The sequence below is a fragment of the Streptomyces sp. NBC_00984 genome (genome assembly GCF_045162475.1).
GTDB lineage: Bacteria > Actinomycetota > Actinomycetes > Streptomycetales > Streptomycetaceae > Streptomyces.
The window spans coordinates 6,794,541-6,809,382 of the sequence record NZ_CP108734.1 but is presented as its reverse complement, the minus strand read 5'-3'; the positions used below and the strand labels follow the sequence as shown (position 1 = coordinate 6,809,382).

The 14,842-nt window shown below is 71.2% G+C and carries 14 protein-coding genes; 6 read left to right on the top strand and 8 right to left on the bottom strand.

Annotated elements, in window-relative coordinates:
• Positions 1 to 74: 74 nt before the first annotated feature.
• Complete coding sequence (locus OG520_RS30405) at positions 75 to 1,076, bottom strand: slipin family protein (protein WP_406015284.1); 1,002 nt, start codon at positions 1,074 to 1,076, stop codon at positions 75 to 77.
• Positions 1,077 to 1,346: 270 nt separating this feature from the next.
• On the opposite strand from OG520_RS30405, the gene OG520_RS30400 reads away from it, so the two are divergent.
• Complete coding sequence (locus OG520_RS30400; protein WP_266420816.1) at positions 1,347 to 1,694, top strand: hypothetical protein; 348 nt, start codon at positions 1,347 to 1,349, stop codon at positions 1,692 to 1,694.
• 30 nt (positions 1,695 to 1,724) lie between these two features.
• On the opposite strand, the gene OG520_RS30395 is transcribed toward OG520_RS30400, so the two are convergent.
• Positions 1,725 to 2,462, bottom strand: coding sequence for a class I SAM-dependent methyltransferase (locus OG520_RS30395; RefSeq protein ID WP_406015283.1), 738 nt, complete (start codon positions 2,460 to 2,462; stop codon positions 1,725 to 1,727).
• 75 nt (positions 2,463 to 2,537) lie between these two features.
• Positions 2,538 to 3,752, bottom strand: coding sequence for a PucR family transcriptional regulator (locus tag OG520_RS30390; RefSeq protein ID WP_406016603.1), 1,215 nt, complete (start codon positions 3,750 to 3,752; stop codon positions 2,538 to 2,540).
• 185 nt (positions 3,753 to 3,937) lie between these two features.
• On the opposite strand from OG520_RS30390, the gene OG520_RS30385 reads away from it, so the two are divergent.
• Genes OG520_RS30385 through OG520_RS30375 form a run of 3 tightly spaced genes read left to right on the top strand, consistent with a single transcriptional unit; the run spans position 3,938 to position 7,975 of the window.
• Entirely contained in the window at positions 3,938 to 4,840 is a 903-nt protein-coding gene (locus OG520_RS30385; protein ID WP_406015282.1) for an SGNH/GDSL hydrolase family protein, read from the top strand.
• A 5-nt stretch (positions 4,841 to 4,845) separates the two neighbouring features.
• The gene (locus OG520_RS30380) at positions 4,846 to 6,837 is read left to right on the top strand and encodes a hypothetical protein (protein WP_406015281.1); all 1,992 of its coding nucleotides are present in this window, start codon (positions 4,846 to 4,848) and stop codon (positions 6,835 to 6,837) included.
• Positions 6,838 to 6,877: 40 nt separating this feature from the next.
• Positions 6,878 to 7,975, top strand: coding sequence for a tyrosine-protein phosphatase (locus OG520_RS30375; protein ID WP_406015280.1), 1,098 nt, complete (start codon positions 6,878 to 6,880; stop codon positions 7,973 to 7,975).
• Positions 7,976 to 8,041: 66 nt separating this feature from the next.
• Here the strand turns inward: OG520_RS30375 and OG520_RS30370 are convergent, their stop codons facing one another.
• A complete protein-coding gene (locus OG520_RS30370) occupies positions 8,042 to 9,172 on the bottom strand; it encodes an ADP-ribosylglycohydrolase family protein (RefSeq protein ID WP_406015279.1) in 1,131 nt (376 codons plus the stop codon).
• A 77-nt stretch (positions 9,173 to 9,249) separates the two neighbouring features.
• Here OG520_RS30370 and OG520_RS30365 point away from each other — a divergent pair, with 77 nt between their 5' ends.
• On the top strand, positions 9,250 to 9,528 hold the full coding sequence (locus OG520_RS30365) for a DUF6343 family protein (protein WP_266420800.1): 279 nt from the start codon (positions 9,250 to 9,252) through the stop codon (positions 9,526 to 9,528).
• Between the two features lie 35 nt (positions 9,529 to 9,563).
• On the opposite strand, the gene OG520_RS30360 is transcribed toward OG520_RS30365, so the two are convergent.
• The 3 genes from OG520_RS30360 to OG520_RS30350 form a co-directional block, all read right to left on the bottom strand.
• Positions 9,564 to 9,932, bottom strand: coding sequence for a tetratricopeptide repeat protein (locus tag OG520_RS30360; RefSeq protein ID WP_406015278.1), 369 nt, complete (start codon positions 9,930 to 9,932; stop codon positions 9,564 to 9,566).
• 113 nt (positions 9,933 to 10,045) lie between these two features.
• On the bottom strand, positions 10,046 to 10,648 hold the full coding sequence (gene coaE, locus OG520_RS30355) for a dephospho-CoA kinase (RefSeq protein ID WP_399325731.1): 603 nt from the start codon (positions 10,646 to 10,648) through the stop codon (positions 10,046 to 10,048).
• Positions 10,649 to 10,687: 39 nt separating this feature from the next.
• A complete protein-coding gene (locus OG520_RS30350; protein WP_266420793.1) occupies positions 10,688 to 11,626 on the bottom strand; it encodes a PAC2 family protein in 939 nt (312 codons plus the stop codon).
• 462 nt (positions 11,627 to 12,088) lie between these two features.
• Here OG520_RS30350 and OG520_RS30345 point away from each other — a divergent pair, with 462 nt between their 5' ends.
• Complete coding sequence (locus tag OG520_RS30345) at positions 12,089 to 13,051, top strand: right-handed parallel beta-helix repeat-containing protein (RefSeq protein WP_406015277.1); 963 nt, start codon at positions 12,089 to 12,091, stop codon at positions 13,049 to 13,051.
• 97 nt (positions 13,052 to 13,148) lie between these two features.
• Here OG520_RS30345 and rpsA read toward each other — a convergent pair whose 3' ends face one another.
• On the bottom strand, positions 13,149 to 14,660 hold the full coding sequence (gene rpsA / locus OG520_RS30340; protein ID WP_266420787.1) for a 30S ribosomal protein S1: 1,512 nt from the start codon (positions 14,658 to 14,660) through the stop codon (positions 13,149 to 13,151).
• Between the last annotated feature and the right edge of the window lie 182 nt (positions 14,661 to 14,842).

The following is a 14,842-nucleotide window of genomic DNA, read 5'->3' as shown; positions in this document are numbered from 1 at the left end:
GTCAGGCACGATATGGAACGCCTCGGTCCGTGCCTGCCGGACCGAGGCGGGAAACGATGAACGGGCGGTGCGCCTCAGTGCTTGGCCAGCGGCTTCGAAGGGGAGGGCCGTGCGGGAACGGCGGTCGGGGGCGCGGGCACGGGCGGGGGTGCCACGGCCGGCGGCCGCGGCGGCCGTGGCTGGGCCGACGCGGGGCGCTGGGCCTGCGCGGGGCGCTGCGGCTGTGCGGGGCGAGGTGCCTGGGCATGGCGCGGCGGCTGCGTCGGCTGCGGCGGCTGGACCGCCTGCGGTGGCGGCGTCATCTGCTGCTGCACGGGCTGCTGCGCCCGCTCCAGGAAGCGGAGCAGCTCCACCGGGAACGGCAGCACCAGCGTGGAGTTCTTCTCCGCCGCGACCGCCACCACCGTCTGCAACAGGCGCAGCTGGAGCGCGGCCGGCTGGGCGGACATCTCCTTCGCCGCCTCGGCGAGCTTCTTCGATGCCTGCAGCTCGGCGTCCGCGTTGATGACCCGGGCACGCCGCTCACGGTCGGCCTCGGCCTGGCGGGCCATGGAGCGCTTCATCGTCTCCGGCAACGACACGTCCTTGATCTCCACCCGGTCGATCTGCACACCCCATCCGACCGCGGGACTGTCGATCATCAGCTCAAGGCCCTGGTTCAGCTTCTCGCGGTTGGACAGCAGATCGTCCAGATCGCTCTTGCCGATGATCGACCGCAGTGAGGTCTGGGCCATCTGCGACACCGCGAACCGGTAGTCCTCGACCTGGATCACGGCGCTCGCCGCGTCGACGACCTTGAAGTAGATGACCGCGTCCACCCGCACCGTGACGTTGTCCCGGGTGATCCCGTCCTGCGCCGGCACCGGCATCGTCACGATCTGCATGTTGACCTTGCGCAGCCGCTCGACGCCGGGGAGCACCATGGTGAAGCCGGGCCCCCGTACGTCGTCGCGGAGCCTGCCGAGCCTCAGCACGACGCCCCGCTCGTACTGCTTGACGATCTTGGCCGCCGCCGCCGTGTACAGCGCGCCCGCCGAGGCCGCCGCCACTATCGCGATCACGAGCTCCTGGACCATGACGGCCCCCTGAAAGCCGGAAATACCCAGTACCGCCTGAACCGGATGAATCAGACGCTACTACCACGGTATGCCCAGTATCAATCGATATGAACACGGATCGGCCCCGTGCCGTCATGACTGTCCCCCGCCCGGCGGCGCACCGGATGCCGGGGCGCCGGGGAGGGGGCAGGGTGACCAGCGTCAGCACGTACGCCGTACGTACTCCGTGGCATACGCAGCACCGGTGCCCGGTGCGACGAGCCGGACGAGACAGACGAGGACCCGCCCATGCCCGTGATCGCCCATCGACGCCGCCGTCTCGGCATCGCAGCCGGGACCGCGCTCCTGACCCTCACCGTCGCAGGCTGTTCCGGCCTCGGCCGGACCGCGGTCGGGCCGATCACCTACACGACGGAACGGGACGCCGTGATCATGGTCAACAGCCCGTCCGTGAAGGGCTGCCACCGGCTCGCCCCCGCGGGCGCCAAGGCGGTGGACAACGGCACCCTGGTCGACATCATCCTGTACCGCACGCGCGACTGCACCGGTCCGGGCACGACCTACCTCGCGAGGTCGTTCAGCGATGTCAACGGGACCTCCGCCCTGCCGTGGCGCAGCTACACCACGGTCCACTGACCGGCCGCCGCGATTGACCGGCCGCCGCGATCAGCACGGCCCGCCGGCCCGCGACGGCGCCTCGTTCCGGGGGTGCTCGGGCACGGCGCGCACCCAGACCCCGTCGTCCGTGAGATACCGGTCGACGGTCAGGCCCGCCGCCTCCAGATGCCCCTCGAACTGTTCCTTCGACAGCTCCCGCGACAGGAACGTCTGGGTCCATCGCGCGTCGTCGAAGACGTACTCGACATGTACCGAGTCCACCCCGTTCCCCACGGGCTCCGCCGAGACGATCCGTACGGTGTGTCCACTCGGATACGACCTCTCCCGCGGCAGATTCGTGTGGTAGTCGGCGCCCTCGCGCTGGATGAGTACGACGCCGCCGTCCTTGACGTGCTTCCGGCAGGCCCGCAGCAACCCGTCACGCACCCGGTCCTCGCTCGCGTGCACCAGGAACGACGCCAGCATCACCACGTCGAACCTCTCCTCGCCGAGGTCCAGCGACTCGATGGGGCTCTGCACGGTGCGGGCACCCCGGATGTGCTCCAGCATCTGTGCCGACTCGTCCACGGCGGTGACCTCGAAGCCGCGCTCGATCAGCGGACGGGTCACCCGGCCCGCGCCGCAGCCCAGCTCCAGAATGCTCGCCCCGGCGGGCACCGCGGCCGCGATCACCTCCGGTTCGTCGCCGACGGGCAGCCGTCGGTACAGCTCGACCGCGCAGCCGTCCGGCGTGATCGCGCCGGGGCCCGTTCCTGAATAACCCTCACGCACCAGTTGTCCGCTCATGTACGGACGAACGACCAGCCGTTGACGGTGGTTCCGGCCGCGAAACCGTGACCGGCACCGGACTCCGCTTCCCGTTCACACCGAGCGACGGGCGACCAGTGCCGCGCTGATGTGCTGGAGGTCGGCCGGGCGGGCCGGGGAGAGGCCGGTCAGCCGGTCGATGCGGCGTATGCGGTAGTCGACGGTGTTGGGGTGGATGTGCAGGGCGGCGGCGGTGGCCCGCCGGTCCAGGCCCAGTTCGAGATAGGTCTCCAGGGTGCGCAGCAGCTCCGGCTTCACCTCCAGCGGCCCCAGCAGTTGCGCGAGCCCGTGCAGGGCCTCGCTGGGCCGGCTGAGCTGATACTCCAGCAGGACATCGGCCAGCCGGTACAGGCCGGGAGGCCGGCCCGTACGGGCGACCAGACCGACGATCTCGGCGTTACGGGCCACGGCCGCGGGCACCGCCTCCGGTTCGGCGGTCTCCGCGGCGGCGGTGATGGGCACACCGGCCGCGCGGGCCGCCTCCTCGACCAGTGCGCACAGACCCCCCGGTCCGCGCCACGGCGGCGGTGGCTCGGCGGCGGGCAGCAGCACCGTGCCGCCGGAGGCGTCGAGGGCGGTGAGCACCGGCGTACCGGCGAAGTGGTCGAGGGCCGTGCGGACGCGCCGGATCTTGCGCCGGGCCGCCACACCGGCGCCCGGCCCCGGTGACTGGCCCAGCTCGTCGGGGTGCGGGGCCAGCGCGAGCGTCATCGTGAGGTACCGGGCGGCCGGGCGCAGTCCGGTGCGGTGGGTGAAGCGGTCCAGGGGTTCACCGGTCAGCAGGGCGGCCATCAGGGCGTGCCGGCCGCCGTGTTCCTGGCTGTCGAGGATCTGCCGGGCCTCCAGGTACGCGCTGCTGACGGCGGAGGTCAGCTGCTGCTGGAGGACCATGATGCGCTCCACGATCTCCAGGACGGTGGGGAGATCGCCGGGCAGCGCCCCCTTCGCGGTCTCCTGCCAGCACATCGCCGTGCCGACCTGGTAGGCGGTGAGAATCGCGTCCAGCGGCACGCCCTCCTCGGCGCGCTGGGCGGCGGAGTCGCGCTGCTGGTCGAGTTCGGCGTCGGTGGCGGGGCGGCGGTGCTCGACGACGTCGGCGAAGAGCCGCAGATTGTGCTGGACGATGTCGGCGATGTCGCCGGAGATCTCCTCGTGCGGCAGTTCGGCGTAGACCGGCAGATCCGCCAGGAGCCGGGCGACGACACGGCCGGTCAGGGCCGGGACACGGGCGCGCAGATGCGCGGCCACCGGGCGCCCGGCGATGGACAGCGGCCGGTCCTGCGGCCGTCCCGGGACACCGTGCTCCCCCGTGATGACGAGCGGCCGGTTGTCACGCGTCACAAGTTCCCCCGCAGAAGTCTGCGTTACCCACCAGTTAAACGACGGCACTTGAGTCTGCATGATGACCGGCGTCACACGCCATCCACGTACGCCCCCCACCGTCGGAGGATTTCGTGAACTTGCCGCAGAACAAAGGCTTCTGTCGATTCGTCAGGACTGCCGTGGGCACGCTCGCCCTGGCCGGTCTGGCCGTGGGAACCGGCGCGGTTCCGGCATCCGCCGCCGCCGAGGACGGCACCACGTCCTATGTCGCGCTCGGCGACTCGATGGCCTCCGGGCCGCTCATTCCGGACATCACGGGGCCGGTGGCCTGCGGTCGCTCGACGCACAACTACCCGCACGAGCTCGCCGAGCGCCTCGGCGCGTCGCTGCGCGACGTCACCTGCAGCGGTGCCGCGTCCAAGCACATGACCGAGAAGCAGTCGCTGTCCCTGCTCGACATCCCGATGGGTTCGGCCCCGCCCCAGTTCGACGCGCTGCGCCCGGACACCGACCTGGTGACGCTGACCATCGGCGGCAACGACGCCGGTCTGGTCGGCATCGCGCAGAAGTGCACCACCCTCGACCCGAACGCCACCCCGTGCAAGGAGAAGTACAACGAGGGCGGCGTGGACCAGGTGGGTCAGCGCATCGCGGAGTTCGCGCCGAAGCTGGGGGTCGTGCTGGATTCGATCCACCAGCGCTCGCCGCACGCCCGGGTGATCGTCACGGGTTACGGCCTCTACATCAAGCCCGGCGGCTGCTGGCCGCTGCAGCCGGTCCTCCCGGTGGACGCCGACTTCCTCCAGGGCAGCGTCGACCGGATGAACGCGGTGATCGCCGAGCAGAGCGCGGCGCACGGCGCCGAGTACATCGATCTCGCCACGCCCAGCAAGGGGCACGACTCCTGCCAGGCCCCGTCGGACAAGTGGGTCGAGGGCTACGTGCCGACCGCGGCCGCCGCCCCGCTGCACCCCAACCGGAACGGCGAGGCGAACTACGCCGCCGTCATCGGCGCGCACCTCCAGGGGAGCTGACCCCGTTGCGCCACCGCCTGCTGCGCGGGGTACTGGCGGCGGCGCTCTGCGCCGCCGCCGTGCTCGTCCCGGACGCCCCCGCGGCACGGGCCGCCGGGCAGTCCGGGCCCGGCTGCGACCCGCTGGCGCCCGTCGAGTGCCTGCTGCCGTTCCCGAACGACTGGTACACCCGGCCCGACCCGGCCACCGACACCGGCCGCCGGGTGTCCTTCGGTGCCACCACGCTGCCGCGCGCCACGGCCGGCCGGCCCGTCGACCCGACGGCCTGGAACCGGTCCGACGGCTTCTCTCCCGGCTCGACGCTGATCGCGCACGTCCCCGGCCTCGACCCGGCGGCGACCGGCACCGCCCCGCTCACCGACATCGGCCGCTCCCTCGCCCCGGACGCCCCCGTCGTACTGCTGGACACCCGGACCGGGGAGCGGTGGCCGTACTGGGCCGAAGCGGACGCCAACGCCACCGACCCCGCGCGCCGGGCCCTGCTGATCCATCCCGCGCGCAACTTCCGCGACGGCCACCACTACGCCGTCGCGCTGAGACACCTCAAGGACGCGTCGGGGCGCACGATCCCGGCCGCCGCGCCGTTCGCCGCCGTCGCCGGGCAGCCGCTGCCCGCCGGGCATCCGCTGCGCACCCGCCAGCAACGGCTCCGTCCGGCCCTGAAGGCGTTGCACAGGGCCGGAGTGCGGACCGAAGGGCTGTACCTCGCCTGGGACTTCACCGTCGCGAGCACCCGCAGTCTCACCAGCGACCTCTTCACCGTCCGCGACGACGCGTTCCGCCGCCTCGGCGGCCGTTCGCCCGCGTTCGCCGTCACCGGTGTCACCGACTTCACGGCCGATCAGGACCCCCGGATCGCCCGTGAGGTCACCGGCGAGATCAGCGTGCCCGGCTATCTGGACCTGCCCGGCGGCCCGCCCGGCTCCGTACTGCACCGCGGCCGCGACGGCCTGCCCCGGCGGCTCCCGGGGAGCACCCGACTCGCCACGTTCCGCTGCGAGATACCGCACTCCGCCTTCCGCGCCCCCTCGCACCCCGCCCTCTACGGGCACGGCCTCCTCGGCCGCCGCTCCGAGGTCGGCGCGGGCAACGTCAAGGCGATGGCGGCCGAGCACGACTTCACGTTCTGCGCGACGGACTGGATCGGGATGGCCGAGGAGGACATCCCCGTGGTGCTCGGGGCGCTCGCCGACCCGACCCTCTTCCCCGCCGTTCCCGAACGCAGCGAACAGGGCATGCTGAACGCCCTCTTCCTCGCCCGCGCCCTGATCCACGCCGACGGGCTGACCACCGACGCGGCCTTCCGCGACGCGAACGGCCGCCCGCTCGTCGACATCCGGCACGGCATCGGGTACGACGGGAACAGCCAGGGCGGAATCCTCGGCGGCGCCCTGGTCGCCGCCTCCCCCGACATCCGGCGCGGGGTCCTCGGCGTCACCGGCATGAACTACGGCCTGCTCCTCGACCGCAGCGTCGACTTCGCACCGTTCCAGCAGGTCCTGGACGTCTCCTACCCGGACAAGCTGCGCCAGCAGATCGTCCTCCAGCTGTTCCAGATGGTGTGGGACCGCGGCGAGACCGACGCGTACGCGAACCACCTCACCGACCGCCATCAGGTACTGATGCACATCGCGTACGGGGACCACCAGGTCGCGAACGCGGCGGCCGACGTGGAGGCGCGCACCATCGGCGCCCGGCTGATCACCCCCGCGCTCGCACCGGGCCGCAGCCCGGACACCGTCCCGTACTGGGGCATCGGGACCCTCGCACCCGACCGACTGCCGTACCGGGGCTCCGCGATGACGGTGTGGGACAGCGGCACGCCCACCCCGCCGCTGACCAACACCCCGCCCGTCGGGCCGCAGTACGGCCACGACCCGCACTCGGACCCCCGCAATTCGTCGGCCGCCCGTCAGCAGAAGGCCACCTTCCTGACCACCGGCCGTGTCATCAATGTCTGCGGCACCATGCCGTGCACCGCCGCCCCCACCTCCTGACACCCCCCACTCCCCGACAGGGATGCAGACAAGGAGCACCATGCGCACGCACCGCATCACCCAGGCAGCCGTCGCGGCCGCCCTGCTCGCCGGTACGGTCCTGGTCCCGCCCGCCCTCGCCGCCACCCCCGCCGACGCACCCGCGGCGAGCGCCGGGGACACCGCGCGGGCCGCCGCCGTGCCGTTCACCGCGGCCACCGCCCGGCGCGCCGCCGACGGCGGTTACACGCTCTCCTGGTCCTCCGCCGCCGGTTCGGTGACCGTCACCGCCGCCACCTCCCCCGACGCCACCACCGGCACCCCGGTGGGCACCGCCCCCGGCACCGGTTCGCTGACCGTCCCCGCCGGAACCCTCGCCGACACGGGACGCTGGTACTTTCGGCTGGTGCCGGACAGCGGCTCCCCGCTCGTCGTCGCCGAACGCTCGCTCGGGATCGAGTCCGCCCGCAACTTCCGGGACATCGGCGGCTACCGCACCACCGACGGACGCTGGGTGCGCCCCGGTCTCGCCTACCGCTCCAACAAGATCAACAGCCTCACCGACGCCGAGCAGCAGCGCCTGCTCTCCCAGCGCCTCACCCTCGACGTGGACCTGCGCAACGCGGTGGAGCGGCACGACGACCCGGACCGGGTGCCCGCCGGTGTGAAGTACCAGGTCGCCGACGTGGTGTCGCTCAGCCACGGCGTCCGCTTCCACGACTCGGCCCTGATGACACTGGCCGAGGCCATCGCGGCCGGGCTGTTCTCCGGCTCGTCCGACCTCGGCCAGTCCATCGGCTACCCGTTCATGGTCAACTTCGTGGGCGCCGACTACGCCTTCCGCGACCTGCTCACGGCCGTCGCGACGAACGACTCCGGCGCGACGGTCTTCCACTGCAGCTCGGGCAAGGACCGCACCGGCTGGAGCACGGCCGTCCTGCTCACCCTGCTCGGCGTCCCGCGCGAGACCGTCGAGGCGGACTTCCTCGCCAGCAACGACTACCTGGGCAACCCGAAGGCCGTCGAACTGAGTTGGCTGCGCGCGGCGTTCGACGAGGTGGACCATCTGTACGGCGACTTCGGCACCTACGTACGCGAGGGCCTCAAGCTCGACGACGCGACGGTGGCCGCACTGCGCAACAGGCTGCTGACGGACTGACGCACCGTCAACATTCGGTGTACTGACCGGTGGTGGCCCCGTCGTTCACCGGCGGACGGCCCGCCGTCAGTACGCCGGGTAGCGGCCGGCCGGCCAGTCGACCGCGTGCTCGAACTCCACGCACAGATCGTCGGCCACCTCGGTGATCACGGCCCGGCCCTCGGTCGACACCAGCCAGGACGGCGGAAGGTGTACGTCCCCGTGGCGTGCGCCGAGCAGGTTGCCGCAGATCGCGCCGGTGGAGTCGCTGTCGCCCGAGTGGTTGACCGAGAGCAGCAGCGACCGGGCCACCTGATCGGCGCCGGGCAACACGAGGGCGCAGTACACGGCGATGGCAAGGGCCTCCTCGGCGACCCAGCCCGCACCCAGCGTCTCCACCTTCTCGCCGGTGGGCGCACCCCCGGCGGCCAGGTCGACGGCGGCTCGCAGCGCCGCGGTCGTCTCCTCGTGCCCCGGGTGGCGGCGCAGCAGCTCCATGGCCCTCAGTACGGCGCCCGCCGTCGAGTCGCCCTCCAGGAGGTGCGCGACGATCGCGGCGAGGGCGCCGGCCGCGTACGCACCGGTCGGGTGGCCGTGGGTGATCTGCGCGCACCAGTAGGCGAGCCGGAAGCCCGCCTCGGCGTCCTCCGCGACCAGTCCGAAGGGGGCGGACCGCATCACCGTGCCGCACCCCTTGGACCCGGTGTTGACGGGTCCGGGCTCACCGAGCCGGCCCGTCGGCTCGGGAACGTGGCCGGTCGCGAGCCCGGTCAGGCAGGCATTGCCGGGGGCCCGGCGCGCGTAGAGCCAGGGCTGCTGCCTGAGCCAACCGGTACGCACCGGGTTGTCGCCGCCGCGGGCAGGCGGTGCGGGGTGGTTCTGGGTGTCCAGCCAGCGCAGATAGGCGTTCCGCACGATCCGGGCCTCGGCGCCGCCGTCCTCGGTGCCGCCGCCCTTCGATATCGCGCGGGAATGGGCCCTGATCAGCCCTTCGGCCGTGAACAGGGTCATCTGCGTATCGTCCGTGACCCGTCCGACTACCCCCTCCTCGTCCGGGAGAAGTCCCTGTACGCCGTACTCACCGTGCGCGCGGCGGATACCGGCCAGGGACAGGAACTCCACCGGATTCCCCAGCGCGTCCCCGATCGCCCCGCCCAGCAGACAGCCCCGGACCCTCGCCCTGCGGCGTGTGCGGTCCTCCCACGATGTGCCGTTCACGCACGATCCCCTCAATCCGACGTCGACATGTCCCAAAACGCCGTCGCGGGTCCATCCTGGTAGGAGAGGCGATCGCCATGCGTACCGGCAATGAACCGACGACTGCCCGCAGTCCACTGCGGCTGCGGCTCTGGCTGAGTCTATGGGGGCTGGCCTGGGCCGTCTTCGGCCTGGCCGCCTTCACGATGACCGACCGACCGGGCTGGGCCGCCGCCTGCGGCCTGCTGCTCGTGCTGGTCCTCGTGGACCTGACAGTGATCGTCCACCACATCCACCAGGGACCGCACTACCAGCCCGGCCGCGATGTCCCGCCGTACGAACCCGACCACGGCGGGCGCGGCAGGTACGGGCACTGAACCGGGCCGGGGGCGTCCCCGCCCGGCGCCGGACGTCAGTCCGGGGCCGGGAAGCGGGCCGCCTTCAGATACTCCGGGTTCGGGTCGAGCGCGGCGGCCAGCCGGAAGTGGCGGGCGGCCCGGTCCGTGCGGCCGGAGCGCTCGAAAGTACGGGCCAGCGCGAAGTGTGCGAAGGCGTTGTCCGGTTCGCGTTCCAGGACGAGTTCGAATTCGAGCTCGGCGGGGCGCAGCTGGGCGGCGGCGAAGAACGCGCGGGCACGCAGCAGCCGGGCCGCGGTGTTCTCCGGATGGGCCGCGATCACCGCATCCAGCAGTTTCACCGCGCCACGGGGGTCGCGCGCCGCCAGCAGGTGTTCGGCAGCGCGGAAGTCGATGACGTCGGTCTCCGGGGTCCTCTCGGGCACGGTCTCATCCTTCCCTTCTTCACCGGGTCCCCAACGTCCGGCCGGGGTCCGGTATTCCGCACCGGGACCGGTGTCCCGGGGCGCGGCGCCCGGACCCTCCCCCGGTGCCGGGTTCAGCCGGCCGCGGCCCGCTCGGTCAGCTCCGACCAGACCTTGCGGACCTGCGGTTCCAGGTCCTCCAGCGGTCCGTCGTTGTCGATGATCAGGTCGGCCACGGCCCGCCGCTGCTCCCGGGTGGCCTGGGCGGCCATCCGGGCGCGGGCCTCGGACTCGGTCATGCCGCGCAGCCGTACCAGCCGGTCGAGCTGGGTCGCGGGGCGCGCGTCCACGACGACGACCAGGTCGTAGAGCGGCGCCAGGCCGTTCTCGGTGAGGAGGGGGACGTCGTGGACGACGACCGAGTCCGGCCCCGCGGCCCGCTCCAGCTCGGCGGAACGGGCGCCGACCAGCGGGTGGACGATCGCGTTGAGTGCGGCGAGCCGGTCGGTGTCGGAGAAGACGATCGAGCCGAGCTTCGGCCGGTCCAGGGTGCCGTCCGCGGTGAGGACGTCGGCGCCGAACTCGTCGACGACGGCCGCGAGCCCGGGTGTCCCCGGCTCGACGACCTCGCGGGCGATCCGGTCCGCGTCGATCAGCACGGCTCCGTATCCGACGAACAGCCGTGACACTTCACTCTTGCCGGCGCCGATCCCACCGGTCAGGCCCACTTTCAGCATGCCTGGCAGCCTAGTACGCGGGTGGGCGGCGGGAGCCGGTCAGGCGTCCCCCTCGCGCTCGGCGAGGAACCGCTCGAATTCGAGGCCGATCTCGTCGGCGGACGGCAGGTCCACCGGCTCGGCGACCAGGTTGCCCCGGGTCTCGGATCCGGCGACCGCGTCGTACTGGTGCTCAAGGCCCTCGACGAGCGAGACGAGCTCCTCGTCGCCCTGGCCGATCTGCCGGTCGATCTCGGTCTGGGTGCGGTGCGCCTCCGTGCGCAGCGCGTGGGCGACGGTCGGCAGGACCAGGCCGGTCGCGGCCGTGATCGACTCCAGTGCGGTGAGTGCCGCGTCCGGGTAGGCGGAGCGGGCGACGTAGTGCGGCACATGGGCGGCGACACCGAGGACGTCGTGTCCCGCCTCCATCAGCCGGTACTCCACCAGGGCCTCCGCGGAGCCGGGCACCTGCGCCTCGTCGAAGGGGCTGCGGTGGCCGGGCATGAGGTCCGTGCGGTTGCCGTGCGGGGTGATGCCGACGGGGCGGGTGTGCGGGACACCCATCGGGATCCCGTGGAAATTCACCGCGAGGCGGACGCCGAGGCGCTCGACGATCTGCTCGACGGCGGCGGCGAAGCGCTCCCACTCCACATCGGGCTCGGGCCCGGACAGCAGCAGGAAGGGCGCTCCGGTGGCGTCCTGCACGACCCTGACGTCGAGCGTCGGGGTCTCGTAGGCGGCCCACCGGTCGCGCCGGAAGGTCAGCAGCGGACGCCGGGCGCGGTAGTCGACGAGACGGTCGTGGTCGAAGCTGGCCACGACCTGGTGCGGCAGCGTTTCGAGCAGGCCGTCCACGATCTGCTCGCCGGTCTCGCCCGCGTCGATGTATCCGTCGAAGTGGTAGAGCATAACCAGGCCGGCCGACTCCTGGGCGAGCGCCATGTCGACGACGGCCAGGCCCTTCGGCTCCCATTCGTACAAACTCTGCGGATCAGGCACGGTTACCGCTCCTCCTCGTGTTCGTCGAGAAGAACGTCCGGCAGGGGACATGCATTCCCGGACTGTGCCCTTTCAGCCACCGGTTCATGCCGGAAGCCACGCGAGAACCCGGGGTGCGACCACAGCGACGGGCGCCCGCCCTCCCCTCGAAGGCACCGGCATCCGCGCCGAGGACAAGGGCGTTGACGTTCATGTCGGTGAACACCTCGGCGGGGAAGCCGAGTTCACGACGGGCCCGAGGTCCCCGAGATCCTCGCCGGGACGCGTCACGGGCCGTCAGTTTCCCGTGCATCCCACAGGTGTTCCCCCGTTCGCCCGGCCCGTCGCCCCCGCCTCACGGGCAATGGCCCAGACATTGACACGGCCACACCGCGTCCCTACCGTCACTGGGCAGCAAGTTCAGGGACTCGCCCCACATTCATGTACGAGAACCTCGAACTCCTTCGACGGGAAGGCACCCCCATGCGCACCCGCACGCTGCTCCCGGCCCTGCTGGCCACCGCGCTCGCCACCGGCGGTCTCGCCCTCGCCTCCGCCACCGCGGCGGGTGCGGCGACGGTCATCGACGTGAGCACCGCCGCCCAGCTCAAGTCCGCCCTCACCGCCGCGGCCCCCGGCGACACGATCCGGCTCGCCGACGGCACCTACACCGGCAACTTCAAGGCGACCGTCCCCGGCACCGCTTCCGCCCGAATCACCCTCACGGGCTCCGCCAAGGCGATCCTCACGGCGGGCGGGGGATACGGACTGCACCTCGACGGCGCCTCCTACTTGACCGTCAAGGGCATCACCGTCACCGGCGGCCAGAAAGGCATCATGGCCGACACCGCCACCGGCGTCGTCATCGATTCGGTGACCGTGCACGATCTGGACATGGAGGGCGTCCACTTCCGCAAATCCAGCAAGGACGGTGTCATCAAGAACTCACGGATCTACGACACCGGGCACGACGGCCGCGGCATGGGCGAGGGCGTCTATGTCGGCACGGCCGGCGATCTCTCCGACCGGAGCGACCGGGTCCAGATCCTGGACAACACGATCGGTCCGGGGGTGGGCGGCGAGAACGTCGACATCAAGGAGGGCACCACCGGGGCGAAGATCGTCGGCAACACCTTCGACGGCAGCGGGCTGACCGGCGCCAACTACGACGACTCCTGGGTCGACGTGAAGGGCAATGACGTCCTGGTCGAGGGCAACAAGGGCTCCCGTACGACCAACAACGGCTATGAGACCCACACCCAGCAGAGCGGCTGGGGCTGCGGCACCGTCTTCCGCGGCAACACCTCGGACCTGACCGGTTCCAAGGGCGACAAGCAGATCGCGATCAACGTCACCAACTACGGTGCGAGCTGCCCGGCCACCGTCTACAGCAGCAACACGGTGACCGGCGGGAAGGGCCTGACCAACATCACCGTCACGCCGTAGCCGCGCCGCGAGAACGAGTGAGGCCCGCTCCCCGGAGGGAGCGGGCCTCACTTTTCAGCTACTGCGGTCGATCATCGACCGGAGGGGGTGCAGAGCGTCAGCTCTGGCCGCCCGCCAGCTTCTCGCGCAGGGCAGCCAGGGCCTCGTCCGACGCCAGGGCGCCGGAGTTGTCCGCGGACTCCGAGGAGTACGAGCCGCCACCGCTGCCGCCGGAGGCAGCCGGGGCGCCACCGGCCGGGGCGGCAGCGCCCTCGGCAGCAGCGGCCTCGTCGGCCTCGCGGGACTTGATGACCTGGGCCTGGTGCTGCTCGAAGCGCTGCTGCGCCTCGGCGTACTGACCCTCCCACGCCTCGCGCTGGGTCTCGAAGCCCTCGAGCCAGTCGTTGGTCTCGGGGTCGAAGCCCTCGGGGTAGATGTAGTTGCCCTGGTCGTCGTAGGACGCGGCCATGCCGTACAGGGTCGGGTCGAACTCGACCGAGGCCGGGTCGGCACCGAAGGACTCGTTGGCCTGCTTCAGCGAGAGGCTGATGCGACGGCGCTCGAGGTCGATGTCGATGACCTTGACGAAGATCTCGTCGTTGACCTGGACGACCTGCTCCGGGATCTCCACGTGGCGCTCGGCCAGCTCGGAGATGTGGACCAGACCCTCGATGCCCTCGTCGACGCGCACGAACGCACCGAACGGAACGAGCTTGGTGACCTTACCGGGAACGACCTGCCCGATCTGGTGCGTACGGGCGAACTGCTGCCACGGGTCTTCCTGCGTCGCCTTGAGCGACAGGGAGACGCGCTCGCGGTCCATGTCGACGTCGAGAACCTCGACGGTGACTTCCTGGCCGACCTCGACAACCTCGGAGGGGTGGTCGATGTGCTTCCAGGAGAGCTCGGAGACGTGCACGAGACCATCGACGCCGCCGAGGTCCACGAACGCACCGAAGTTGACGATCGAGGAAACGACGCCGGAGCGGACCTGGCCCTTCTGCAGGGTCGTGAGGAACGTCTGGCGGACCTCGCTCTGGGTCTGCTCCAGCCAGGCACGGCGGGACAGGACCACGTTGTTGCGGTTCTTGTCCAGCTCGATGATCTTGGCCTCGAGCTCCTTGCCCACGTAGGGCTGAAGGTCGCGGACACGACGCATCTCGACGAGCGACGCCGGCAGGAAGCCGCGGAGGCCGATGTCGAGGATGAGACCACCCTTGACGACCTCGATGACGGTACCGGTGACGATGCCGTCTTCTTCCTTGATCTTCTCGATGGTGCCCCAGGCACGCTCGTACTGAGCGCGCTTCTTCGAGAGGATCAGGCGGCCTTCCTTGTCCTCCTTCTGGAGGACCAGGGCCTCGATCTCGTCACCGACCTTGACGACCTCGTTCGGGTCGACGTCGTGCTTGATCGAGAGCTCGCGGCTCGGGATGACACCTTCGGTCTTGTAACCGATGTCGAGGAGAACCTCGTCCCGGTCAACCTTGACGATGACACCGTCAACGATATCGCCGTCGTTGAAGTACTTGATCGTCTCGTCGATCGCCGCGAGGAACGCGTCCGCGTCGCCGATGTCGTTGACCGCAACCTGCGGAGTGGTGGCGGTGGTCTCGGTGCTGCTCGTCATGTGGGAAAGGGCTCCGGTACGGACAGTGAGTCGTAGGTACTGCTACGCCGGGAGCCCGTATCACCTCTGCAGAAGCCGGACAGCTCGGGAAACACCCAACCCGCTGGACCGGGAGGCGCCTCGTGAACCGAGGGGACATACAGCAGATGCGAGCGCGGCCTGCTAGGTCTGAGGCGCGCAGG

Bases quoted from the DNA above. Each gene is read 5' to 3' on its own strand.
- OG520_RS30405 (WP_406015284.1), bottom strand. From the start codon at position 1,076: ATGGTCCAGGAGCTCGTGATCGCGATAGTGGCGGCGGCCTCGGCGGGC.
- OG520_RS30400 (WP_266420816.1), top strand. From the start codon at position 1,347: ATGCCCGTGATCGCCCATCGACGCCGCCGTCTCGGCATCGCAGCCGGG.
- OG520_RS30395 (WP_406015283.1), bottom strand. From the start codon at position 2,462: ATGAGCGGACAACTGGTGCGTGAGGGTTATTCAGGAACGGGCCCCGGC.
- OG520_RS30375 (WP_406015280.1), top strand. From the start codon at position 6,878: ATGCGCACGCACCGCATCACCCAGGCAGCCGTCGCGGCCGCCCTGCTC.
- OG520_RS30365 (WP_266420800.1), top strand. From the start codon at position 9,250: ATGCGTACCGGCAATGAACCGACGACTGCCCGCAGTCCACTGCGGCTG.
- coaE (WP_399325731.1), bottom strand. From the start codon at position 10,648: ATGCTGAAAGTGGGCCTGACCGGTGGGATCGGCGCCGGCAAGAGTGAA.
- OG520_RS30345 (WP_406015277.1), top strand. From the start codon at position 12,089: ATGCGCACCCGCACGCTGCTCCCGGCCCTGCTGGCCACCGCGCTCGCC.
- rpsA (WP_266420787.1), bottom strand. From the start codon at position 14,660: ATGACGAGCAGCACCGAGACCACCGCCACCACTCCGCAGGTTGCGGTC.